The sequence below is a fragment of the Bradyrhizobium sp. 192 genome, from assembly GCF_023100965.1.
Lineage (GTDB): Bacteria > Pseudomonadota > Alphaproteobacteria > Rhizobiales > Xanthobacteraceae > Bradyrhizobium > Bradyrhizobium symbiodeficiens.
Genome location: NZ_CP064690.1, coordinates 8,026,853 through 8,048,784, shown reverse-complemented (window position 1 = coordinate 8,048,784; position 21,932 = coordinate 8,026,853). Strand labels below are relative to the sequence as shown.

General features: G+C 66.1%; 22 protein-coding genes. 14 read left to right on the top strand and 8 right to left on the bottom strand.

Translation table 11 applies throughout. The annotated features are described in order from the left end of the window. Positions 1-5: 5 nt before the first annotated feature. Genes IVB24_RS37835 through IVB24_RS37825 form a run of 3 tightly spaced genes read right to left on the bottom strand, consistent with a single transcriptional unit; the run spans position 6 to position 3,750 of the window. A complete protein-coding gene (locus IVB24_RS37835; protein ID WP_247771591.1) occupies positions 6-1,532 on the bottom strand; it encodes an acyl-CoA synthetase in 1,527 nt (508 codons plus the stop codon). A gap of 24 nt (positions 1,533-1,556) precedes the next feature. Further along, positions 1,557-2,741: an ABC transporter substrate-binding protein gene (locus tag IVB24_RS37830; protein ID WP_247771590.1), complete on the bottom strand. Its 1,185-nt coding sequence runs from the start codon at positions 2,739-2,741 to the stop codon at positions 1,557-1,559. Between the two features lie 34 nt (positions 2,742-2,775). After that, complete coding sequence (locus tag IVB24_RS37825) at positions 2,776-3,750, bottom strand: nitronate monooxygenase family protein (RefSeq protein ID WP_247774250.1); 975 nt, start codon at positions 3,748-3,750, stop codon at positions 2,776-2,778. Between the two features lie 179 nt (positions 3,751-3,929). Between IVB24_RS37825 and IVB24_RS37820 the strand changes: the two genes are divergently transcribed. Next, a complete protein-coding gene (locus tag IVB24_RS37820; RefSeq protein ID WP_247774249.1) occupies positions 3,930-4,817 on the top strand; it encodes a LysR family transcriptional regulator in 888 nt (295 codons plus the stop codon). Here IVB24_RS37820 and IVB24_RS37815 read toward each other — a convergent pair. Then, entirely contained in the window at positions 4,814-5,467 is a 654-nt protein-coding gene (locus IVB24_RS37815) for a DNA-3-methyladenine glycosylase 2 family protein (RefSeq protein WP_247771589.1), read from the bottom strand. The genes IVB24_RS37820 and IVB24_RS37815 overlap by 4 nt on opposite strands. A 181-nt stretch (positions 5,468-5,648) precedes the next feature. Between IVB24_RS37815 and gluQRS the strand changes: the two genes are divergently transcribed. Together gluQRS and IVB24_RS37805 are read left to right on the top strand one after the other, a co-directional pair. Continuing rightward, complete coding sequence (gene gluQRS / locus IVB24_RS37810) at positions 5,649-6,518, top strand: tRNA glutamyl-Q(34) synthetase GluQRS (protein WP_247771588.1); 870 nt, start codon at positions 5,649-5,651, stop codon at positions 6,516-6,518. A gap of 105 nt (positions 6,519-6,623) precedes the next feature. Beyond that, positions 6,624-7,886: an ATP-binding protein gene (locus tag IVB24_RS37805; RefSeq protein WP_247771587.1), complete on the top strand. Its 1,263-nt coding sequence runs from the start codon at positions 6,624-6,626 to the stop codon at positions 7,884-7,886. Here IVB24_RS37805 and IVB24_RS37800 read toward each other — a convergent pair. Next, positions 7,813-8,706, bottom strand: a complete 894-nt coding sequence (locus tag IVB24_RS37800; protein WP_094973277.1) for a YihY/virulence factor BrkB family protein — start codon at positions 8,704-8,706, stop codon at positions 7,813-7,815. The genes IVB24_RS37805 and IVB24_RS37800 overlap by 74 nt on opposite strands. Before the next feature lie 320 nt (positions 8,707-9,026). Here IVB24_RS37800 and IVB24_RS37795 point away from each other — a divergent pair, with 320 nt between their 5' ends. The 6 genes from IVB24_RS37795 to IVB24_RS37770 all read left to right on the top strand — a co-directional run bounded on the left by IVB24_RS37795 (position 9,027) and on the right by IVB24_RS37770 (position 13,079). Then, positions 9,027-9,221 carry a twin transmembrane helix small protein gene (locus IVB24_RS37795; protein ID WP_014491643.1) on the top strand — a complete coding sequence of 65 codons (195 nt, stop codon included), beginning with the start codon at positions 9,027-9,029 and terminating at the stop codon, positions 9,219-9,221. Positions 9,222-9,223: 2 nt separating this feature from the next. After that, the gene (locus IVB24_RS37790; RefSeq protein ID WP_094973275.1) at positions 9,224-9,796 is read left to right on the top strand and encodes a cob(I)yrinic acid a,c-diamide adenosyltransferase; all 573 of its coding nucleotides are present in this window, start codon (positions 9,224-9,226) and stop codon (positions 9,794-9,796) included. 126 nt (positions 9,797-9,922) lie between these two features. Then, positions 9,923-10,672, top strand: a complete 750-nt coding sequence (locus IVB24_RS37785; protein ID WP_247771586.1) for an electron transfer flavoprotein subunit beta/FixA family protein — start codon at positions 9,923-9,925, stop codon at positions 10,670-10,672. Next, positions 10,672-11,616, top strand: coding sequence for an FAD-binding protein (locus IVB24_RS37780; RefSeq protein ID WP_094973273.1), 945 nt, complete (start codon positions 10,672-10,674; stop codon positions 11,614-11,616). The genes IVB24_RS37785 and IVB24_RS37780 overlap by 1 nt, the downstream gene beginning before the upstream one ends. 210 nt (positions 11,617-11,826) lie before the next feature. Beyond that, a complete protein-coding gene (locus tag IVB24_RS37775; protein ID WP_094973272.1) occupies positions 11,827-12,708 on the top strand; it encodes a 3-hydroxybutyryl-CoA dehydrogenase in 882 nt (293 codons plus the stop codon). A 176-nt stretch (positions 12,709-12,884) separates the two neighbouring features. After that, positions 12,885-13,079 carry a hypothetical protein gene (locus tag IVB24_RS37770; RefSeq protein WP_094973271.1) on the top strand — a complete coding sequence of 65 codons (195 nt, stop codon included), beginning with the start codon at positions 12,885-12,887 and terminating at the stop codon, positions 13,077-13,079. A gap of 6 nt (positions 13,080-13,085) precedes the next feature. Here IVB24_RS37770 and IVB24_RS37765 read toward each other — a convergent pair whose 3' ends face one another. After that, positions 13,086-13,751 carry a TlpA disulfide reductase family protein gene (locus tag IVB24_RS37765; RefSeq protein WP_166469956.1) on the bottom strand — a complete coding sequence of 222 codons (666 nt, stop codon included), beginning with the start codon at positions 13,749-13,751 and terminating at the stop codon, positions 13,086-13,088. 101 nt (positions 13,752-13,852) lie between these two features. Between IVB24_RS37765 and argH the strand changes: the two genes are divergently transcribed. The 3 genes from argH (at position 13,853) to lysA (ending at position 16,929) form a co-directional block, all read left to right on the top strand. Further along, positions 13,853-15,250, top strand: a complete 1,398-nt coding sequence (argH, locus tag IVB24_RS37760; protein ID WP_247771585.1) for an argininosuccinate lyase — start codon at positions 13,853-13,855, stop codon at positions 15,248-15,250. Between the two features lie 93 nt (positions 15,251-15,343). Then, positions 15,344-15,640 (top strand): lipoprotein, encoded by a 297-nt coding sequence (locus IVB24_RS37755; protein WP_094973268.1) that lies wholly within the window; start codon positions 15,344-15,346, stop codon positions 15,638-15,640. Between the two features lie 23 nt (positions 15,641-15,663). Further along, positions 15,664-16,929, top strand: coding sequence for a diaminopimelate decarboxylase (gene lysA / locus IVB24_RS37750; RefSeq protein ID WP_247771584.1), 1,266 nt, complete (start codon positions 15,664-15,666; stop codon positions 16,927-16,929). A gap of 191 nt (positions 16,930-17,120) precedes the next feature. Here the strand turns inward: lysA and IVB24_RS37745 are convergent, their stop codons facing one another. Beyond that, positions 17,121-18,026, bottom strand: a complete 906-nt coding sequence (locus tag IVB24_RS37745) for an NAD(P)-dependent oxidoreductase (protein ID WP_247771583.1) — start codon at positions 18,024-18,026, stop codon at positions 17,121-17,123. Positions 18,027-18,238: 212 nt separating this feature from the next. Then, positions 18,239-18,622, bottom strand: a complete 384-nt coding sequence (locus IVB24_RS37740; RefSeq protein ID WP_247771582.1) for a carboxymuconolactone decarboxylase family protein — start codon at positions 18,620-18,622, stop codon at positions 18,239-18,241. Positions 18,623-18,790: 168 nt separating this feature from the next. Here IVB24_RS37740 and IVB24_RS37735 point away from each other — a divergent pair, with 168 nt between their 5' ends. Further along, positions 18,791-20,728 (top strand): TIGR02302 family protein, encoded by a 1,938-nt coding sequence (locus tag IVB24_RS37735; RefSeq protein WP_094973264.1) that lies wholly within the window; start codon positions 18,791-18,793, stop codon positions 20,726-20,728. Further along, positions 20,716-21,861: a DUF4175 family protein gene (locus IVB24_RS37730; protein ID WP_247771581.1), complete on the top strand. Its 1,146-nt coding sequence runs from the start codon at positions 20,716-20,718 to the stop codon at positions 21,859-21,861. Before IVB24_RS37735 ends, IVB24_RS37730 begins: the two co-directional genes overlap by 13 nt. Positions 21,862-21,932 lie beyond the last annotated feature (71 nt).

The following is a 21,932-nucleotide window of genomic DNA, read 5'->3' as shown; positions in this document are numbered from 1 at the left end:
GAGGACTAGGCGCCGCCCGGACCGCGGCCGGCCCAATAGGGATCGCGCAGCTTGCGCTTGAAGATCTTCCCGGTCGCCTCCCGGGGCAGCGCATCCAGGAACCGGACCTCCTTCGGCACCTTGAAGTTCGCCAGCCGCTCGCGCAAAAAAGCTTGCACCGCGCCAGCTGAGAGCCGCGCACCGGTATCGGCCTCGATGCAGGCACATAGCTGCTCGCCATATTCCGGGTCGGGAATGCCGAACACGGCGCAATCGTGCACGCCGGGCATGCCGATCAGCGCGTTCTCGATCTCGGCGGGATAGATGTTGACGCCGCCCGATATCACCATGTCGCGCTTGCGGTCGCACAGGAACAGATAGCCGTCCTCGTCGAGATAGCCGACGTCGCCGACGCTGACGAGGCCGTCGCGCCCCGCCTCGGCGCGCGCCTGCGCCTTGCCGTGATAGTCGAAATCGGGCACGGCGGTCTGCCGCATGTAGATTTCGCCGACCTCGTTGGCGTTGCACGGGCTGCCGTCGTCGCGGAAGATCCTGACGATGCCGCCTTCGATGGCGCGGCCGACGGTGCCGGGCTTCTTCAGCGCCTCCTCGGCAGAATGCCACACCGGAATCCCGGTCTCGGTCGAGCCGAAATACTCGTTGATGACCGGCCCCCACCAATCGATCATCGCCTTCTTCACCTCGGGCGGGCAGGGCGCAGCCCCGTGCACGACGAAGCGCAGCGACGACAGGTCGTAGCGCCGCCTGACCGCCTCGGGCAGCCGCAGCAGCCGCACGAACATGGTCGGCACCATGTGGATGTGCGTGACGCGGTGACGCTCGATCAGTGCCAGCAACTCCTCCGCATCGAACCGCGGCTGGAGGACGATGTTGCAGCCGTTGCGGAACGCCATCATGCCGTAGGAATGCGGCGCCGAGTGATACATCGGCCCGTTGATCAGCACGATCTGGTTGTCCCGCGGCTTGATGCCATAGCTGATCGCGCCGACGCGTTCGGAGGCGGCCGCCTGCTCGGGCTGCATCGCCATCCGCCGCACACCCTTTGGCATCCCCGTGGTGCCCGACGTGTAGATCATCGCCGCGGCCCGGCGCGGTGGTTCCTGAGCTTCCAGGTGGCCGTCGCGCCAGCGCTCCCAATCGTTCAGTCCGGGCGGGGCCGCGGTCAGCTCCGGAGCGATGGCGAAGGTCGCCGCCAGCTCCGGCGGCGTCGCGACCACGAGCACGCGAACATCCTCCGGCAGGCCGGAGCGAATCTGCGGCAGCAGGTCGGCGTGGCAGACCAGGATCTTCGCGCCGCTGTCGGTCAGGATGTAGCGGACCTCCTCGGCCTTGAGATGCCAGTTGATCGGCACCACCGGGCTGCCGAGTGCGGCGGAGGCCGCGACCACCTCGAAAAGGGCAAAATCGTTGCGCAGCATCATCGCAACCGGCGTGGCCTCGGCCAGGCCCAGGGCGCGGAATCCGCTTGCCGCCCGCCTGATGCGTGACTGGATTTCGTCATAGCCAATCCGGCGCTCGCCGCTGATGATCATGGCGTGTCCTCGTCCCGCGCGAGCCTAGCGATCGTCCAGCACGTCGCCGAAGCCGACCCAGCTCTTGCCGTTGAAGCGGCGGAGCTGAAGCTGCTGAAACGGCAGATAGTCGTCGGGGCCGGTTGTAACCGACATTCCCGGCAGCAGCAGCGGCAGCTTCACCTCCTTCAGCGAGGCCGCCTGGCGCATGATGTTGTCGCGGCTGACATCGTCCTTGCACGCCGTCAGCACCGTCATCAGCAGCGTCGCATAGTGATAGCCGGCCGCGTAGTTGGAGTTGGAAAGGTCGGCGTTCGGCATGTATTGCTTCATGAAGGCAAAATACGCCTTCACGCCGGGATCGTCGGCCCATTGCGGGTCCATCGTATCCTTCTGGTTGCTCGATGAGATCAGGCCGACTGCGTTGTCGAGGCCTGCCGGCTCCAGGAACGAGATCGACGACGCCGAGGTCGGCACGAAGAACAGCTCGGGCTTCCAGCCGATCTCGGCCACGCCCTTGACCATCTGCGACGTGAACTTTCCGAGCACGACGCCGAACAGCACGTTGGCGCCAGAGGCCTTCAGGGTCGAAAGCTGCGAACTGATGGTCGGCGCGCTGGTCTCATAGGTCTGCTCGGCGATGATCATGCCGGCCGCCTTGGCTCCGAGCGCGCGCTTGAAGCCTGCGACATAGTCGCGACCGAAATCGTCGTTCTGGGCTAGGATCGCGATCCTGGCGTCGGGCTTGGTCTGCAGGATGTATTTGGCATAGACCACGCCCTCGGATTCGTAGGCCGCCATCCCCGGCATCGTCCACGGGTTCTTCTGCGGCTCGGCCCATTTGGTGGCGCCCGAGAGCACGAACAGCTGCGGCACCTTCTTGGCGTTGAGATAGCGCTGGACAGCGCTGTTGGTGGCGGTGCCGAGCGAGCCGAACATCATCAGGACTTCGTCCTGCTCCACCAGCTTGCGGGTCTGCTCGACCGTCTTCGGGGGCGAATAGGCGTCGTCCAGCGTGATGAACTTGACCTTGCGCCCGTTGATGCCGCCTTCGGCATTGATCTTCTCGAAGAACGCTTCCTGCGTCCGTCCGATCGCGCCGAAGCCGGAGGCCGGGCCGCTATAGGGCAGGGTCTGTCCGATGCGGATCTCGGCGCCGGCTTCGGCGTGGGCGCTGCCGGCGCCGAGCGTCAGCAACGATAGGCCGATCAATGCAGCTGCGAGCTTCATGGTGTCCTCCCGTTTTTCTTGTCTGCCCGAAACGTCAGGCACTGGCGCGCAGCAGGAAATCCTGCCGGGCCTGATCGAACTCCGCTTTCATCCGGTCGACCAGGTCGGCGACGGGCGGCGCGTCGGTGATCTGGCCGATGCCCTGGCCCGACCCCCAGATGTCGCGCCAGGCCTTTGACTTCGTGTTGCCGCCCGAGCCGAAATTCATCTTGGTCTTGTCGGCGACCGGCAGATTGTCCGGATCGAGTCCCGCGGCGGCGATGGAGGCCCCGAGATAGTTGCCGTGCACCCCGGTGAACAAGTTGGTGTAGACGATGTCGTGCGCGGCATGCTGCGTCAACGCGGATTTGTAGGCTTCGTCGGCGTTGGCTTCCCTGGTCGCGATGAAGCGGGTGCCGATATAGGCGAGGTCGGCGCCCAGCGTCAGCGCGGAGGCGATGCCGAACCCGTCGCTGATCGCGCCTGACAGCAGGATCGTGCCTTTGAACCATTGCTTGACCTCGCGTACCAGCGCGAAGGGCGACAACATTCCGGCATGTCCGCCGGCGCCCGCGCAGACCAGGATCAGGCCGTCGACGCCGTGCTCGGCCGCTTTCCGCGCATGCTTGACGTTGATGACGTCGTGGAACACCAGCCCGCCATAGGAATGCGCGGCCTCGACGATCTCCGCCGGCGGCCGCAGCGAGGTGATGATGATGGGGACGCGATGTTTCACGCAGGTCTCCATGTCCTTCATCAGGCGGTCGTTGGAGGCGTGGCAGATCTGGTTGACCGCGTAGGGCGCGACCTTCCTGCCGGGATTGCGCGATTTGTATTCGCCGAGTTCGTCCTCGATACGGCTCAGCCACTCGTCCAGCTTCTCGACCGGACGGGCATTGAGCGCCGGAAACGAGCCGACCACGCCGGCCTTGCACTGGGCGATTACCAGCTCGGGGCCGGAGACGATGAAGAGCGGCGAGCCCACCACGGGCAGCGCGAGCGAATCCTTCAAGAGAGCGGGCAGCGCCATCATGTCCTCCCTGGAAACGCGGCTCCGCCGGCGGGGCGGATGACGAGGCGTTTCCCTGTCGATTGTCGCACTGGCGATTGCCGCCCGTGTCGCGGATTGGACCCCACTATAAGGTTGGACGGCGCGCTCCGGTCGTTCAATAATGAACGGATGACCATTCAGATATGAACGGGGGCCGATTGGACTGGGATCTCTGCAAGACCTTCGTCGCGGTCGCCGATACCGGAAGCTTCACCGCCGCCGCCCGTCGGCTGCACACCAGCCATCCCACCGTCAGCCGCGAGATCGCGGCGCTGGAAGCTCAGCTCGGCACCAGACTGGTGGCGCGCGCTGCCGACGGCCTGGCGCTGACCGCGGACGGACGGACATTGCGCGAGCACGCCGAGGCCATGGCGGCGGCGGCGCTGCGGGCCGAGACCGCGGTCGCGGCCCGAGGACATAAGGCACGCGGCATTGTCAAGCTTTCGATCGGCGCGACGCTGGCCTCGCACTGGCTGATGCCGCGCCTGCCCGCCTTCCTGCGTGCGCATGATCATGTCCAGCTCGAGATCATCACCCACCCGTTTCCGGCGAGCGTGCGCCGGCGTGAGGCGGACGTGGTGCTGCGGCCGTTCGACAGCGGCGAGGAAAACCTGGTCGGCCGCAAGATCGGCCGCCTCGGTACGGGATTCTATGCCTCGCGCGATTATGCCGCGGGGCGATCGTTGCCTGAACGGCGCGGCGAGTGGAAGGAGCATAGTGTCGTCGGCTTCGCCGACCAGGCGTCCAATGCACAGCTTGCGCGCTGGAGCGATGTCGTCACCCGGCAGGCCAGGGTGGTGATGCGCTGCTCTTCCCAGGGTGACATGCTGGCGGCGGTCCGCGCCGGGATCGGGATCTCGGCGCTCTCGTGCTTCGTCGCGGAAAGCTATCCCGACCTCGTGCGCATCGCGCCGCAAAAGCTCGCCAGCGTGGCGGACCTGTGGCTGCTGGCCCATCCCGACCTCGTCGAGCTTCCCGCGGTGCGCGCCGTCGTGGATTTCGTCGCCGAATGCGCGCGGGCCGACCGCGCTAGGCTGCGGGGCTAGTTCGACCCGGCGGGCACGCCCTCGCGCTTCTTCACCGCGCGATAATAGCTCCACCACAAATGCGCCGCCGCGCCGCGAAGCGGACGCCAGAGTTCGGCGAGCGGCGCCATCTGCTTTTCCGTCGGCCGCGCCGGAAGGCCGAGGCCGATCTTGATGGCCTCCTGCACGGCGAGGTCGCCGGCGGGCCAGGCATCGCCATGGCCGAGGCAGAACAGCAGATAGACGTCCGCGGTCCAGGGGCCGATGCCGGGCAGCGCGATCAGCGTGTGATGCGCGGCGTCGGCATCTTCCTCCGCGAGCACGTCGAGGTTCAGCCGCTGCGCGCCGATCTCGCGTGCCAGATGTTTCAGCGTCTTGATCTTGGCGGCGGACAGGCCGAGCCGCCCCAGCCGCTCGGTGCCGGCCCGGCGCACCGCGTCGTGGTCGAACGGATCGAAGGCGGCCGACAACCGTCCCCAGATCGCCGCGGCGCTCACGGTCGAGAGCTGCTGGCCGCAGACGATGTGGGCAAGGCCCGCAAAGCCCGGCTCGCGCCGCCGCAACGCCGGCATGCCCGCGAGCTCGAACACGGCTTTGAGGCGCGGGTCGCGCTTGATCAGCGTGTGAACGGCCTCTTCGAGATCGGACTGGGTTTCGAGGTGGATGGTCATGGTCACTCAACTTGTCATGCGCGGGCTTGCCGTCTCTGCTAAGGCTCCGCCGGCCCAATACCGCGAAGCCCGCCGAAGCCTTCGGCGTAGGCGGGACCCGCGCATCCATCTCCTATCGTAACAGAGTCGTGGAAGATGGATTGCCGGGTCAAGCCCGGCAATGACGAGGTCCCTGAAACCGATGCCGCCCGTTTTCCGATTTGCCCCCAGCCCCAACGGCCACCTGCATCTCGGCCACGCTTATTCGGCGCTACTGAATTTCGACCGCGCGCGCGAGACCGGCGGCCGGCTGCTGTTGCGGATCGAGGACATCGACACGACGCGCTGCCGGCCGGAGTTCGAGGCGGCGATCTACGAGGATCTGGCCTGGCTCGGGACCAGCTGGGAGATTCCGGTGCGGCGGCAGTCCGAGCATCTCGCCGATTATCGCGCCGCGCTGGACAAGCTGTCGGCGCTGGGTCTCGTCTATCCCGCCTTCGAAAGCCGCGCCGAGATCGCAAGGCTCGTTTCCGCGCGCGAGGCCGATGGGCCGTGGCCACGTGATCCCGACGGCGCGCCGCTCTATTCCGGCGATTCCAGATCGCTTCCGGCGGACGCGCGGGCGCGTCTGATCGCTTCGGGCGTACCTTACGCGCTGCGGCTCGACATGGCGGCCGCCTGTCAGCGCGTCGCCGGCCTGACTTGGAGGGAGCTCGGCGAGGAGCAAGGCGGCGAGGGCGGCATCGTCCCGGCGCGACCGCAGGCTTGGGGCGATGTGATCCTGGCCCGCAAGGAGACGCCAACCAGCTACCACCTGTCTGTTGTCGTCGACGACGCGCTCCAGGGTGTCAGCGAGATCGTGCGGGGCCAGGATTTATTCCACGCCACCGCCGTCCACCGCCTGCTCCAGGTCCTGCTCGGCCTGCCCGAACCCGCCTACCGCCATCACCGGCTGATTTGCGACGGCGAGGGGCGGAAGCTGTCGAAATCGAGCCGCTCGACCGGCCTGCGGGAGTTACGCGCCGCCGGGGCCTCGCCCGCGAGCATCCGCGCCTTGGTGGGATTAGGTTAGATTTCTCTGGGGTTTAGCTAAACGTCGCCGTGACTCCGGGGGTTCCGCCGTGCCATGCTCGCCTGAAGGCCCGGGGGTTCGAAGGCGACACTTCGAAGGGGATTTATGGCGGCGAAGAAGCGCCCAGCGCGCACCACGCGGACGTCCAGGCGGCCGCCTCGGAAGCGGCCCGGGCCGGCCGCCCCGTTGCGCAAGCGCAGCACCAAGGCGGTCGGGCCGGACGTGGTCCAGGCCGCGCTCGCCGCCTTTGCCCATGAGGTCCGTACCCCCCTGACCGGCATCCTGGCGATCAGCGATCTGCTCGCGACCTCCGATCTTGGCGAACGGGAGCGGCGCTGGGCCGACACCATCAAGGCCGGCGCCGAGCATCTGGCGAGCCTTGCCACGCTGTTCGTGGATGCCGCCCGAACCGGCAAGGGGGCCGGCAAAGCCGGAAGTACGCTGCGGCAGGACCTGTTCAACCTCGGGACACTCGCCCGCACCGCCGGCGATTCACTCGCCGGCCGCGCCGCTGCCAAGGGTCTCCACGCCCAGGTCGGGATTTCCGACAAGCTCCCCGGCCTCGTGGTCGGCGATCCCGTCCGCCTGCGCGCCGCGCTCGAGAACCTGATCGACAATGCCGTGAAGTTCACCGACCAGGGCGGCGTGGGGCTCGAGGTCGCGCCCTGGCGCCCCGTCAAGGGTAAGGCGAAGGGCAGGGTCGGCGTCGCCTTTGCGGTGTCCGACAGCGGCATCGGCCTGACCATGGCCGAGATCAAGCGGCTGTTCCGCCCGTTCACCCAGGCCAATGTCACCATCGCCTCGCGCTTCGGCGGTGCCGGCTTAGGGCTGTCCTCGGTCAAGCAACTGGCGCGCGCGATGGGCGGCGACATCACCGTCGCACTGCGCCGCGGCGGCGGCGCCACCTTTACGTTGACGGTGTCGCTCGATGCGGCGGGCCCCGGCAAAACCCGCAAGACGAAGGGCGAGACCGAGGCAGATGCGGTCGCCGCGCTGCGCGTCCTCAGCGTCGAGGATAATCCGTTCGGCCGGGTCGTGCTCAACACGATTCTGACCGAGCTCGGCCATCATGCCGAGTTCATCGGACGCGGCGAGGACGCCGTGGGCCGGCTGGCGCAAGGCGCATTCGACGCGGTGCTGATGGACATGGTGCTGCCCGGCATCGACGGCATCGAGGCCATCCGGCGGATCCGCACCATGGAGGCGCCGCTGGCCCGGATCCCGATCATCGGGGTGTCCGGCCGCGGCGAGGACGAGGCGGCCTCGCGCGAGGCCGGCGCCGACGCCTTCCTGGTCAAGCCTGTGTCTCCGCGGGCGCTAGCGACTGCGCTGCTTGAAGCGACACGCCGTGAGGAAGCCGCGACTTGATGATCGCGGCGTTCAGCTCGCCGCCGTAAACGAAGATCGCGGCGATGAAGTACAAAAACACCAGCGCGATGATCACCGAGGCGAGCCCCGCATACATCGTCACGTAGTTGTTGGCGAAGCGCGCCAGATATTGTCCGAACACGATGCCCGAGATCAGCGACGCCACGATGGTGAAGACGATGCCGGGCAGGATCTGGACGAAGCTGCGCCGTCCTGCCGGCAGCCAGGCGTGCAGGATCAGCAGCGCCACCACCAGCGCGCCGACGGTGATGCCATAGCGGATGCCGGTCAAAATCCGCTCGTTGGATTCCACGAACAGCGGGATGTGGCTGCGCGCAGCTTCGATGAGCAGAGGGCCGAGCACGATCAGGAACGCCATGGCGAGCGCGGTGAAGGCTGCGACCAGCGTGTAGCCGATCGACTCCAGCCGCAGCCAGTACCAGGGCCGCATCTCCACCACCGCGTAGGCGCGGTTGAGCGCAACCCGCAGCGCCTCGACGCCGTTGGAGGCGAAATAGACCGACAGCACTGCGCCGATGGTGAATAGGCCGGTACGGGTCGTGGTCAGCACGTCATGCACCTCGCCCGAGATCGAATCGGCGACCTGCTTGGGCCAGATCTGCAGCATCAGGCTGGCGGCCTGGTCGGCGAGTTCCTTGGAGCCGAAGAAGCCCGCGAGCGAGGTCAGCACGATCAGGAACGGGAACAGCGCCATCAGCGTCGACAGCGCGATGTGGCTCGCGATCGCCCAGCCGTCGTCGGCCAGGAACGTGTAGAACGCGTCCATCGCGACGTCGTAGATGGTGCGGATCGCTTTCACGTGGCACCTACACCGCTGCTCTCTTCCCCGGCAGGTCGGGAGAGAGCAGGAGAACAGGCAATGGGCACAAATCGGAAATCATTGCGCTACCATCTGATATTATTGTCCCAAAAGCCAGTTCGCGAAGCGCCCTGCTGTCATTCCGGGGCGCGCGCAGCGCGAGCTATGATGCGCAATTGCGCATCTGAGAATCCATTTCGCCGCAATGTGGGTGGTGGCCCGATGGATTCCGGGCTCGATGCTTCGCATCGCCCCGGAATGACGCCGAAGGCTGCCGCGGCACCTTGGCGGACCGCCTCACACGGTGTTATCACCCCCCAATGGCATCTCTCCTGAGTACTTTCATCCTGCCGGTGGCAGCCGGCGCCGTGGCGTTGGTGCTGCTGCTCGGGCTCGTCAACATGATGCGTGGCGGCTCGCCCAACACCTCGCAGAAGCTGATGCGCTGGCGCGTGCTGCTTCAGTTCGTGGCGATCGTCATCGCGATGCTCGCGGTCTGGGCGATGGGGCGGTAATCATGGTCTTGCTCAATCGCATCTACACCAAGACCGGTGACGACGGCACGACGGCGCTCGGAACCGGCGAGCGGCGTCCGAAATACGATCTGCGTATCGAGGCCTACGGCACCGTCGACGAGACCAACGCCGCGATCGGCGTCGTCAGGCTTCATACCGCAGACATGCCAGATCTCGATGCGATGCTAGGCCGCATCCAGAACGATCTGTTCGACCTCGGCGCCGACCTCGCGGTGCCGGAACGCGAAGGCAAAGCCGAGCGGCTGCGGGTGGTGGCGAGCCAGGTCGAACGGCTCGAGCGCGACATCGACGCGCTCAACGACAAGCTCGCGCCGCTGACCTCCTTCGTGCTTCCGGGCGGCACGCCGGCTGCGGCCCATCTCCATGTGGCGCGTACGATATGCCGCAGGGCGGAACGGGTGATCGTGGAACTGGCGGCCCGACCCGAGGAGCAGGTCGGCGCGGCTGGCATCCAATATATGAACCGTCTGTCGGACTTCCTGTTCGTGGCCAGCCGAGCGGCCAACGGTCATGGCGCCGGCGACGTGCTCTGGGTTCCGGGCCAGAACCGCTGACCCATCGAACTCTCGCATTTCAGAGGGCTAAAATTAGGCCCGTTCGCGCGTTGACCGGGGCAGATCGGGCCTTTAGGTTCCGCGCCAGTTGATAACCCCCCTCCCAAATTGAGTGAAAGAGGATCGATGAAGGTTCTTGTGCCGGTAAAGCGGGTGGTCGATTACAACGTCAAGGTCCGCGTCAAGGGCGATGGATCGGGCGTTGAACTCGCCAACGTCAAGATGTCGATGAACCCGTTCGACGAGATCGCGGTCGAGGAAGCGCTGCGCCTGAAGGAAGCCGGCAAGGCGACCGAAGTCGTGGTGGTCTCCATTGGACCGGCGCAGGCGTCGGAGACGATCCGCACGGGTCTTGCCATGGGCGCCGATCGCGGCATCCTGGTCAAAGCGGACGGCGCGGTCGAGCCGCTCGCGGTCGCCAAGATCCTGAAGAAGGTTGCGGACGAAGAGCAGCCCGGCCTGATCATCCTCGGCAAACAGGCGATCGACGACGACAGCAATCAGACCGGCCAGATGCTGGCTGCGCTGCTCGGCTGGTCGCAGGCGACGTTCGCCTCGAAGCTCGAGGTCGAAGGTTCTGACTTCAAGGTCACCCGCGAAGTCGATGGCGGCCTCCAGACCGTGAAACTGAAGGGACCGGCGATCGTCACCACCGATCTGCGTCTCAACGAGCCGCGCTATGCCTCGCTGCCGAACATCATGAAGGCCAAGAAGAAGCCGATCGCGGACAAGACCGTCGCCGATTACGGCGTCGACGTCGCTCCCCGTCTCGAGGTCGTCAAGACGACGGAGCCGGCGGGCCGCAAGGCGGGCGTCAAGGTCAAGGACGTCGCCGAGCTGGTGTCGAAACTCAAGAACGAAGCCGGGGTGCTCTGATGACGACGCTGCTGATTGCCGAACACGACAATGCGTCGGTGAAGGATTCGACCAACAAGGCACTGACCGCGGCCGCCGCGCTCGGCGCTGATGTCGAGGTCCTCGTTGCCGGCCAGGACGCCAAGGCCGCGGCGGATGCCGCCGCCAAGCTTGCCGGCGTCAAGAAGGTGCTGCTCGCCGACGGCGAGCTCTACGCACACGATCTCGCCGAGCCGCTGGCCGCGCTGATCGTCTCGCTCGCCTCGGGCTACGATGCCATCGTCGCGCCCGCGACCTCGCGCTTCAAGAACGTGATGCCGCGCGTCGCCGCCCTGCTCGACGTCATGCAGGTCTCGGAGATCATCAAGGTTGTCGCCCCCGACACCTATGAGCGCCCGATCTATGCCGGCAACGCCATCCAGACGGTGAAGTCCAAGGACGCCAAGAAGGTCATCACGGTCCGCACCTCCACCTTCGCCGCAGCCGGCGAGGGTGGCAGCGCGCCGGTCGAGACCGTCGCGGCGGCCGCCGATCCGGCCCTGTCGTCCTTCATCGGTGAGGAGGTCGCCAAGAGCGACCGTCCCGAGCTGACCTCGGCCAAGATCATCGTCTCCGGTGGCCGTGCCATGCAGAGCCGCGAGAATTTTGCCAAGTACATCGAGCCGCTCGCTGACAAGCTTGGGGCCGGTGTCGGTGCCTCGCGCGCGGCGGTCGACGCCGGCTATGCGCCGAACGACTGGCAGGTCGGCCAGACCGGCAAGGTGGTGGCCCCCGAGCTCTATGTCGCCATCGGCATTTCCGGCGCGATCCAGCATCTGGCCGGCATGAAGGACTCCAAGGTGATCGTCGCGATCAACAAGGACGAGGACGCGCCGATCTTCCAGGTTGCCGATTACGGCCTGGTCGCCGATCTCTACCAGGCGGTTCCGGAGCTGACGGCCGAGCTCGGCAAGCTCGGCAAGTAAAACACGTCGAAAACACCGGCCGGAGGGATAAACTCCGGCCGGTGTTTCATTTCTGAGGCGTTTTCTTTGGCGTGGGGCACGCCGGGGAGGCGATCCAATCTAGGTTTCGAGCCCGGGTTCTGATTAAATCGAGCTTCTGATCAAATCAGACCTCCCGGCTTGGGAGATAGGCAGGCGCGCGCGTCGCGCGCCGTTCCGGTGGATGACATTATGGCGGCAGTGATCAAGAAGGTCGGCGTGATCGGCGCGGGGCAGATGGGCAACGGCATCGCGCATGTCGCCGCGCTGGCCGGCTTCGACGTGGTGCTCAACGACGTCTCGTCTGACCGTCTCAAATCGGGCATGGCCACCATCAATGGCAATCTGGCGCGCCAGGTCTCCAAGAAGGGAGTCACCGAGGACGACAAGGCCAAGGCGATCGCCCGTATCTCGCTCGCCGAGAAGCTCGACGGTCTCGCCGACTGCGATCTCGTGATCGAGACTGCGGTCGAGAAGGAAGAGGTCAAGCGCAAGATCTTCCACGAGCTCTGCGCAGTGTTGAAGCCCGAGGCGATCGTCGCCTCCGACACGTCCTCGATCTCGATCACCCGGCTGGCCGCCGCCACCGACCGGCCCGAGCGCTTCATCGGCATTCACTTCATGAATCCGGTGCCGCTGATGGAGCTGGTGGAGCTGATCCGCGGCATCGCCACCGACGATGCGACCTTCGAGGCGTCCAAGGAATTCGTCGCCAAGCTCGGCAAGCAGGTCGCGGTCTCCGAGGATTTCCCGGCCTTCATCGTCAACCGCATCCTGCTGCCGATGATCAACGAGGCGATCTACACGCTGTATGAAGGCGTCGGCAATGTCGAGGCGATCGACGCGGCGATGAAGCTCGGCGCCCACCATCCGATGGGCCCGCTGGAGCTCGCCGATTTCATCGGCCTCGATACCTGCCTCTCCATCATGCAGGTGCTGCATGAGGGGCTGGCGGATTCCAAATACCGCCCGTGTCCGCTGCTGGTGAAATACGTCGAGGCCGGCTGGCTCGGCCGCAAGACCCAGCGCGGGTTCTACGATTACCGCGGCGCCAAGCCGGTTCCGACGCGCTAAGGCGGGTCTCGTAGGGTAGGCAAAGCGCACCTGCGCCGTGCCCACCATCTCTCTCGGTCGCAAAAAGTGCGCGGGCACGCTTCGCTTTGCCCGCCCTACGGCACCTCGGCCATGTGACAATTCATGTCGCGTTAACCCATCCGCCCTAGGTTACGGCCAGTACGAGGGTTCGCGTAATGGACATGATGGCAATGGTCAGCACCATGCTGGCCGCTCAGCAAGGCGCGCTGCAGTCGAATATCTCTGCTACACTGGCCAAGCAGAACGCGGATATGGAGAAATCCACCGTCCTGACGCTGATGGGCGCCGGTCAGCCCTCGCTCGCCAATGTCGGTGCCGGCGTCGGCGGCAATCTCAACGTCACGGCTTAAAAATCCCTAGAGCGCTGCGGCGGCCTTGCCCGTCGCCGCCCGGATCAGCTTGAGCGCGTCCTCGCTCGCCCATTCCGCCGGCCCCGCGATCGTCGCGATCTCACAGCCTTGCGGATCGACCAGCACCGAGGTCGGCATGCCCAAGGCCCGGCCTATCGATTTAAGATCCTGAAATACCTTGGCTTTTTGATCGTTGAAGTAGCCGAGCCTGGTCAGATTGGCCTCTTTCAGGAACGTCTTCGGCTTCTCGGGGTCGCGGGTGTCGATATTGATCGCCACCACCTCGAAATTCGGGCCCGACAGCTTGCCCTGGAGCTCGTCCAGCGCCGGCATTTCCTTCCGGCACGGCACGCACCAGGTGGCCCAGAGGTTCACCAGCAGCGTCTTGCCGCGGAAATCGGACAGCTTTTTCGGCTTGCCGTCGGAATCCTCGAAGGTGAGGTCGGGCAGCTTGAGAGGCGCGCTTGCCATGGTCAGCGCCGCCAGCTCGCCATGGGCGAGGGGGGCGATCTTTTGCGCCGTCGCCACCGCCGGCTTGCAGGCCGGATCGCCTGACGGTGCCCGGCTCAGGCCCAGCCCGTACAACGCGGCGAAGCCGGCCAGCCCTCCGATCGCCACCGTGGCGATGACGAGGGGGACCCGGCGCGTGGCGGAGGGCTTCTTGTCGAGCATATCGTTTGTCATCCGGTCGCAGATATGGCTATCAGGGGCCTCTTAGTACGGCTGGCGGCGGCCGGCAAACGTGCGGCAAATCAAGGCGTGAGCAGGGGATCATGAGCAACAAGATGTGGGGCGGCCGGTTCTCGGAACGTCCCGACGAGATCATGGAAGAGATCAACGTCTCCATCGACGTCGATCGTCACCTGTTCGCCCAGGACATTGCCGCGTCCAAGGCCCACGCTGCGATGCTTGCCAGCCAGGGCATCATCACGGGCTCTGATGCGAAAAATATCGGCAAGGGTCTAGACACGATTTTGTCAGAGATCGGCAACGGCGGCTTCGAGTTCAAGCGCGCACTCGAGGACATTCACATGAATGTCGAGAGCCGCCTGACCGAGCTGATCGGCCCCGCCGCCGGCCGCCTGCACACCGCGCGCTCGCGCAACGACCAGGTCGCGACCGATTTCCGTCTCTATGTCCGTGATGTCCTCGACGAGACCGACGCGGCGCTGGCCGCGTTCCAGGCCGCGCTGGTCAATCGCGCGCTGGAGCATGCCGCAACAGTGATGCCCGGCTTCACCCATCTGCAGACCGCGCAGCCCGTGACCTTCGGCCATCATCTGCTCGCGTATGTCGAGATGGCCGGGCGCGATCGCGGCCGTTTCCAGGACGCGCGCAAGCGGCTGAACGAATCCCCGCTCGGCGCCGCCGCGCTCGCCGGCACCTCGTTCCCGATCGACCGCCACGCCACCGCCAAGGCGCTCGGCTTCGACCGCCCGATGGCGAACTCGCTCGACGCGGTCTCCGACCGCGACTTCGTGCTGGAGACGCTGTCGGCGGCCTCGATCTGCGCCGTGCACATGTCGCGCTTTGCCGAGGAGATCGTGATCTGGACCTCGCCGCTGGTCGGCCTGATCCGGCTCAGCGACAAGTTCACCACGGGATCCTCGATCATGCCGCAGAAACGCAATCCGGATGCCGCCGAGCTGGTGCGCGCCAAGACCGGCCGCGTCATCGGCGCGCTCAACGGTCTCCTGATCGTGATGAAGGGCCTGCCGCTCGCCTATCAAAAGGACATGCAGGAGGACAAGCAGGGCGCCATGGAGGGCTTCGCCGCGCTGTCGCTGGCGATCCGCGCCATGACCGGCATGGTCCGCGACCTCGAGCCTGACGAAGCCAGGATGAAGGCGGCCGCGGGCGAGGGCTACGCCACCGCGACCGACCTCGCCGACTGGCTGGTGCGGACGCTGAAAATGCCGTTCCGCGAGGCCCATCACGTCACCGGCCGCATCGTTGCCAAGGCCGCCGAGGGCGGCGTCGCCCTGCATGAGCTACCGCTCAAGGAGATGCAGGTGATCGAGCCAAAAATCACCAAGGACGTGCTCGGCGTGCTCTCGGTCGAATCGTCGGTGAAGAGCCGGACCAGCTTCGGCGGCACCGCGCCGAAGAACGTGGCGTCGCAGGCGAAGGCCTGGGCGAAGCGGCTGGAAAAGGAGCGAAAATTGGGCTGAGGGCAAAATTTCGCTTATGTTTCATGGTCATCCGGCTCTCGCCAGAGTGCGCCAATCTCTGTATGGTGCGGTCCGCGTAGTGGGGATTTCGTCGTGACGTCAAAGTTTCGCCCGGCCGGCTCGGTGTGGGCCATCATTGTCTTGAGCCTGACGGCGCTTGCGCTGGCCGGCTGCGGCCGCAAGGGTCCGCTGGATCTGCCGCCGACGGCCTCCAGCGCGTCCACGGCCAACGTCGCAGCTCCAACCGACACCGACACCGCAGCCCAGAAGACGTCGAGCATGTTCAATCCCACTTCATCAGGTGCGGATGCCGAGCCCGCGGCGGCCAAGGGCAGGAAGAAACCGTTCATTCTCGATCCGCTCTTGGACGAACCTCCCGGCAAGAGATAAGCCGGGACAACCGAGCCTGCGCCATGAATCATTTCGACTATCGCAACGGCGTGCTGCACGCCGAGGCGGTGAATTTGTCCGAGCTGGCCGCGACCGTCGGCACGCCGTTCTATTGCTATTCGACCGCGACCCTGGAGCGGCACTATCGCGTCTTCACCGAGGCCTTCGCCGGCGAGAAGGTGCTGGTCTGCTACGCCATGAAGGCGAACTCCAACCAGTCGGTGCTGCGCACGCTGGCCAAGCTCGGCGCCGGCGCCGACGTGGTCTCCGGCGGCGAGTTGAAGCGCGCGCTGGCGGCCGGCATTCCCGCCAGCAAGATCGTCTTCTCCGGCGTCGGCAAGACGGAAGCAGAGCTGCGCGCCGCGCTCGCCGCCGACATCCTCTGTCTCAACGTCGAATCCGAGCCGGAGCTCGAACTGCTGTCGCGCCTGGCCACCGAGGCCGGCAAGACCGCGCGGATCTCGTTGCGCGTCAATCCCGATGTCGACGCCGGCACCCACGCCAAGATCTCGACCGGCAAGTCCGAGAACAAGTTCGGTATCCCGATCGTGCATGCCCGCGAGGTCTATGCCCGCGCCGCGAAACTCCCGGGCATCGAGGTAACAGGCACCGACGTGCATATCGGCAGCCAGATCACCGACCTCTCCGGCATGGAGACGGCGTTCCGCATCCTCTCCGAATTCGTGCAGACGCTGCGCGCCGACGGCCACGATATCCGTCATGTCGATTTCGGCGGCGGCCTCGGCATCCCCTATTACATGGACCGCGAGGCGCCGCCGGCACCGGCGGCCTATGCCGCCATGGTCAAGCGCGTCAGCCACAATCTCGGCTGCACGCTGATGTTCGAGCCGGGCCGCATGATCGTCGGCAATGCTGGCATCCTGGTCGCCAGGGTGATCTATGTGAAGCACGGCGACGGCAAGAATTTCGTGATCATCGACGCCGCGATGAACGACCTGATCCGTCCGACGCTGTACGAGGCGCATCACGACATCCTGCCGGTGAAGCAACCCGCCAAGGACGCCGCGACAATCCGGGCCGATGTCGTCGGCCCAGTCTGCGAGACCGGCGACTATCTCGCGCTCGACCGCACGCTGCCGACGCCCGCGCCCGGCGATCTCATCGCCATCATGACCGCCGGCGCCTACGGCGCGGTGCAGGCCGGCACCTACAACACCCGGCCGCTGGTGCCCGAGGTGCTGGTGAAGGACGATCAATACGCCGTGGTGCGCCCGCGCGTGGAGGTCGAAGAACTCATTGCGATGGATAAGCCGGCGCCTTGGTTGTGAGTGTGTGAGAGGGCGGTAAGTCAGCGCCTCACACTCGGCGTCATCCCCGCGTAGGCGGGGATCCATAACCACAGGGAGTGGTTGTCACGCGAAGCTGGTAACTCCGAGTCCTCGCCAAACGTCTCCCTGTGGCTATGGGTCCCGGGCTCGCGCTGCGCGCGCCCCGGGACGACGAGCGGAATGCGGGGCGGCTACTTACCCGCCAACCCAACTTTCCCGCCCACCACCACGCCGGCCTTCTTCTCGATCGGCTTGATCGCCGCGGTGAAATCCGACTCGGCGCCTTCCGCAGCTATTACCGTCTCCCACAACCGCCCGACCGCGTCGGCGACCTCCATCGACAGGCCGAGCTGCTTCATCTCCTCCAGCGCCAGCCGCACGTCCTTCACCATCAGCCCGGTGGCGAAGCCGAAATCGAAGCTGCGCGGCAGCACCGCGCGCGGAAACTTGTCGCGGCTCGCGGTGTTCATGCCCGAGCCGGCATTGATGACGTCGATCATCACGGCGGGATCGAGCCCGGCTTTCACGCCCATTACCACGGCTTCCGACGTCGCCACCATCGCGGTGGCCGACAGGAAATTGTTGGCGAGCTTCATGGTCTGCGCCGCGCCGGGCTTCTCGCCGATGAAGAACACTTTTCCGATCACGTCGAGCGCCGGCTTGAGCAGCTCGAATTCCGCCTTCGGCCCTGAGACCATTACCGCCAGCGTGCCCTTCTCGGCGCCGCCGACGCCGCCGGAGACGGGGCAGTCGATCTGCACGATGTTGCGTTCGGCGAGCAGGCCGTGAATCTTCACGGCCATCGCGGAGCCGACGGTGGAAAGATCGATGAAGCGCTTTGCCCGGCTGCCCGCGATCACGCCGTTCGCTCCGGTTGCAACCTCGAGCGAAGCCTGCAGCGAGGGCAGGCTCGCCATCACGGTCTCGACCCGGTCGGCAACGTCCTTCGGCGATGTCGCCGCCGTCGCGCCGAGCGCCACGAGCTTGTCCGTGACCTCCTTGCGTGTGTCGAACACGACGAGCCTGTGTCCCGCCTCGATCAGCCGCCGCGCCATCGGCAAACCCATGTTTCCGAGCCCGATGAATCCGATGTCCATGGTATTTCCTTCTTTTCTTCGTTGTTGTGAGAGATGCTTGATCGACCCGCGGTGTCGTCCCGGGGCATCGCGGAGCGATGAGCCCGGGACCCATAACCCCAGGGAGAAGTTGTTGCGCGAAGCCGGTCACTCCGAGTCCCGCTAACCACGTCGTCCTGTGGTTATGGGTCCCGGGCTCGCGCTTCGCGCGCCCCGGGACGACGGAGTTCCCTTCACGCCTTGCCGTCGATCTCCGCAAACACCTCGCGCGCGATGCGGAAACTGTCGACTGCGGTGGGCATGCCGCCATAGATCGCGACCTGCATCAGGATCTCGCGGATCTCCTCGCGGCTGACGCCGTTGGTCAGCGCGCCCTTCAGATGCGCGCGAAACTCGTGCTGGCGGTTCAGGATCGCGATCATGGCGATGTTGAGCATGCTGCGGGTCTTGCGCGGCAACTCCTCGCGGCCCCACACCGTGCCCCAGCAATATTCGTTCAGCATCTCCTGGAACGGGCGGTTGAAATCGTCGACGTTCTTCAGGGCGTTGTCGACATAGGCTTCGCCCAGCACCGCTTTGCGGACTTCCAGGCCCTTGTCGTGCATCTTCTTGTCCATGGCGTTTTCCTCTCGTCTCCTTCGGATGGCGGCGCGGAAATTACGGGGTTGTGCGGGGCCAGTCACGTCCTCGTGTTATGCGGGAAAAGGGGTGTCTCCCGTACCGGAACGGATGCCTCAGTGCTGCCGTTGTGATAGGCTTCTCTCCCGGGCAACCTGGAGAGTTGATTGAACGGCGTCACCCCCGACCCGTCAGACCCGATCCGCAACAGCGATGCTCTGTCGCGGCTGAAGCTGGCGCAGGCCCTCGATCGGGCCATTTATGCCATCGCATGGGAGCGTGCCTGGCCGAATTTGGCGCGGCTTCTGACCGTCGTCGGCCTGTTCCTGGTGGTGTCCTGGGCCGGCCTCTGGCTGGCGCTGCCGTTCGTCGCCCGTGCCGTCGGTCTGGTCGTTTTCGCCGGCATCGCAATTGCCGTCCTGTTTCCTTTGATTCGCTTCCGCTGGCCGAGCCGCGAGGAGGCGCTGGCCCGGCTCGATCGTGGCTCCGGCATCCGTCATCGCCCGGCCACGACGCTGACGGACACGTTGTCCTCGCAGGACCCGGTCGCACAGGCGCTGTGGCAGGCGCAGCGCGAGCGTACGCTGGCCTCGCTCAAGCGCATCCGCGCCGGCCTGCCGCATCCGCGGCTGGCGCTGCATGATCCCTGGGCGCTGCGCGCGCTGGTCATGGTGATGCTGGTTGCGACCTTCTTCGCCGCCGGCGACGAGCGCGGAATGCGGCTCGGGGCCGCCTTCGACTGGAACGGCGTGCTGGCGCCGGCCAATGTTCGCGTCGATGCCTGGGTCACCCCGCCGCTCTACACCAGCAAGCCGCCGGTCATCCTGTCGGCCGCCAACAAGGAGGCCGCGGCGCTGCCGGCTTCCGGTCCCCTGGCCGTTCCCGCAGGCTCGACCCTGATCGTGCGCTCCTCCGGCGGCAGTCTGGATGTCGTCGTCTCCGGCGGCCTCAAGGAGGTCGCCCCCGCGGAAGTCGCGCCCAAGGGCACCAACGAGAAGCATTTCACCATCACCGCTGACGGCACCGCACATGTCCGCGCGCCCTCCGGCCAGCCGCAATGGGCGTTTGCGGCCACGCCGGACCATGCGCCGACGATCGCGCTCGCCAAGGATCCCGAGCGCCAGGCGCGCGGCGGGCTGCAGCTCTCCTACAAGATCGAGGACGATTACGGCGTCACCGGCGCGGATGCGCAGATTGCGCTGCGCCCCGCCGACACCAAAGACGGCAGCAAGGATTCCGACGGCAAGGCTGCGCCGCGGCCGTTGTTCCAGCCGCCGCAATTCCCGCTCGTGCTGCCGAACGCGCGCACCCGCAACGGCGTCGGCCAGACGGTGAAAGACCTCAGCGAGGACCCCTATGCCGGCGCCGACGTCACGCTGACGCTCACCGCCAAGGACGAGGCCGGCAACGAGGCCAGGAGCGAACCCTTCAACATGCGCTTGCCCGAGCGTCTGTTCACCAACTCTCTCGCGCGTGCGCTGATCGAGCAGCGCCGCATTCTCGCGCTCGACGCCAACAGGAACTCGGACGTCTACACCGCGCTCGACGCGCTGATGATCGCACCCGAATTGTTCACGCCGGATGCCGGCTGCTATCTCGGCCTCCGGAGTCTCGCGACCCAGCTCGAGGCTGCCCGTACCGACGATGCGTTGCGCAACGTGGTGGCGAGCATGTGGGCCTTCGCGACCACCATCGAGGACGACGGTGTCGCCGGCAGCGTCAACGCCGCGCTGCGCTCGGCGCAGGACGCGCTCAAGGCGGCGCTGGAACGAGGCGCCAGCGAGGACGAACTCAGGGTGCTTACGCAGAAGCTGCGCGAGGCCATGGCCGGCAAGGTGCGCGATCTCGCCCGCCGCGCCGAGCAGAATCCGCTCGGTGCCCGGCAGCCGTTCCCCGCGGAGGTCCAGCTCATCCTCGACAAGGCAGTCGAGTTGCGACAAAAGACCCAGAAGGCGACGCCCGAGCAGCTCGCGGATCTTGCGCAGCAGCAGGACGTCTTGCGCGAGCAGCTTCAGGCCTACCGGAAGTCGGCGAACAGCCGTGCCAACAAGGCGGGAGACGACAAGACCAACCAGTTCACGCGGGACCGGAAATGCGGAAGCTAGCACGCGCGCCAGTCTTGAAGGCGATGTCGATCGCCTGCCTCGCCTTGCTGTTGGGCGGCGTTTGGCCGGCCGCTGCCCAGCTGGATCAGGATCCTGACGCGCTGCTCGACAGCGCGGAAAAGGCGATGCAGGAATCCGGCGACAGCCTCCGGCAGAAGGAATCCGGGAAGAGCCTGGGCAACCAGTCCGACGCCATCCAGAAGCTCGAGGAGTACAAGCGGGCGACGGAACGGAGCCAATCCTCCAGCCGTGATCGCAACGTCATCACGCAGCGCGATCTGGATGACCTTCTGCGGCAGATCGAGAAGGCGGCGCGCGAAGGCAATAAAGAGGCGGCCCAGCGCATGCTCGAGCAGCTCGCGCAGATCATGGAAAACCTCCAGATGGCGCAGCCCGGGCAATCCGGCGAGAGCGAGATGGAGCAGGCGCTGAACGAGCTCAGCGACATGATCCGCAAGCAGCAGCAATTGCGCGACAAGACTTTCAAGCAGGGCCAGGATTCCCGGCGTGACCGCTCGCGCGGCAAGCAGCAGGGCGACCAGTCGATGTCGGAGCTGCAGCAGGATCAGCAGTCGTTGCGTGACCGTTTGAAGAAGCTGCAGGACGAACTCGCCAAGCGCGGCCTCGCGCAAAAGGGACAAAAAGGCCAGAAGAGTCAGCAGGGTCAGAAAGGCCAGCAGGGCGATCCGGGCCAGAGCGGCGATCAGGACGGCGATCAGGGGGAGGACGACGGCAGCCTGGACGACGCCGACGGTGCCATGGGCGATGCCGGTTCGAAGCTCGGCGATGGCAATGCCGATGGCGCCGTGGACTCGCAGGGCAAGGCTCTCGACGCGATGCGCAAGGGCGCGCAGAAGATGGCCGAGGCGATGCAGCAGGGCGATGGCGAGGGGCAGGGCGATGGTCCCGGCAACCGGGCCGGCCGTCAGCAGAGCGGCGGCAATCAGACCGATCCGCTGGGCCGGCCGCTGCACGGCCGGGATCTCAGCGACGACTACACCGTCAAGATCCCGGGCGAGATCGACGCCCAGCGCGTCCGCCGCATTCTCGAAGAGCTCCGCCGCCGCTTAGGGGACAGCTCGCGCCCGCAGATCGAGCTCGATTACATCGAGCGGCTGCTGAAGGATTTTTGAGGCGGACGCCACAAGCTCACTGTCATCGCCCGACTTGATCGGGCGATCCAGTACTCCGAGACGGTTGTTAT

Excerpts from the sequence above, each read along its gene's own strand:
- IVB24_RS37835 (WP_247771591.1), bottom strand. The coding sequence starts at position 1,532 with ATGATCATCAGCGGCGAGCGCCGGATTGGCTATGACGAAATCCAGTCA.
- IVB24_RS37830 (WP_247771590.1), bottom strand. The coding sequence starts at position 2,741 with ATGAAGCTCGCAGCTGCATTGATCGGCCTATCGTTGCTGACGCTCGGC.
- IVB24_RS37825 (WP_247774250.1), bottom strand. The coding sequence starts at position 3,750 with ATGGCGCTGCCCGCTCTCTTGAAGGATTCGCTCGCGCTGCCCGTGGTG.
- IVB24_RS37815 (WP_247771589.1), bottom strand. The coding sequence starts at position 5,467 with ATGACCATCCACCTCGAAACCCAGTCCGATCTCGAAGAGGCCGTTCAC.
- gluQRS (WP_247771588.1), top strand. The coding sequence starts at position 5,649 with ATGCCGCCCGTTTTCCGATTTGCCCCCAGCCCCAACGGCCACCTGCAT.
- IVB24_RS37805 (WP_247771587.1), top strand. The coding sequence starts at position 6,624 with ATGGCGGCGAAGAAGCGCCCAGCGCGCACCACGCGGACGTCCAGGCGG.
- IVB24_RS37795 (WP_014491643.1), top strand. The coding sequence starts at position 9,027 with ATGGCATCTCTCCTGAGTACTTTCATCCTGCCGGTGGCAGCCGGCGCC.
- IVB24_RS37790 (WP_094973275.1), top strand. The coding sequence starts at position 9,224 with ATGGTCTTGCTCAATCGCATCTACACCAAGACCGGTGACGACGGCACG.
- IVB24_RS37785 (WP_247771586.1), top strand. The coding sequence starts at position 9,923 with ATGAAGGTTCTTGTGCCGGTAAAGCGGGTGGTCGATTACAACGTCAAG.
- IVB24_RS37780 (WP_094973273.1), top strand. The coding sequence starts at position 10,672 with ATGACGACGCTGCTGATTGCCGAACACGACAATGCGTCGGTGAAGGAT.
- IVB24_RS37775 (WP_094973272.1), top strand. The coding sequence starts at position 11,827 with ATGGCGGCAGTGATCAAGAAGGTCGGCGTGATCGGCGCGGGGCAGATG.
- IVB24_RS37770 (WP_094973271.1), top strand. The coding sequence starts at position 12,885 with ATGGACATGATGGCAATGGTCAGCACCATGCTGGCCGCTCAGCAAGGC.
- IVB24_RS37765 (WP_166469956.1), bottom strand. The coding sequence starts at position 13,751 with ATGCTCGACAAGAAGCCCTCCGCCACGCGCCGGGTCCCCCTCGTCATC.
- argH (WP_247771585.1), top strand. The coding sequence starts at position 13,853 with ATGAGCAACAAGATGTGGGGCGGCCGGTTCTCGGAACGTCCCGACGAG.
- lysA (WP_247771584.1), top strand. The coding sequence starts at position 15,664 with ATGAATCATTTCGACTATCGCAACGGCGTGCTGCACGCCGAGGCGGTG.
- IVB24_RS37745 (WP_247771583.1), bottom strand. The coding sequence starts at position 18,026 with ATGGACATCGGATTCATCGGGCTCGGAAACATGGGTTTGCCGATGGCG.
- IVB24_RS37740 (WP_247771582.1), bottom strand. The coding sequence starts at position 18,622 with ATGGACAAGAAGATGCACGACAAGGGCCTGGAAGTCCGCAAAGCGGTG.
- IVB24_RS37730 (WP_247771581.1), top strand. The coding sequence starts at position 20,716 with ATGCGGAAGCTAGCACGCGCGCCAGTCTTGAAGGCGATGTCGATCGCC.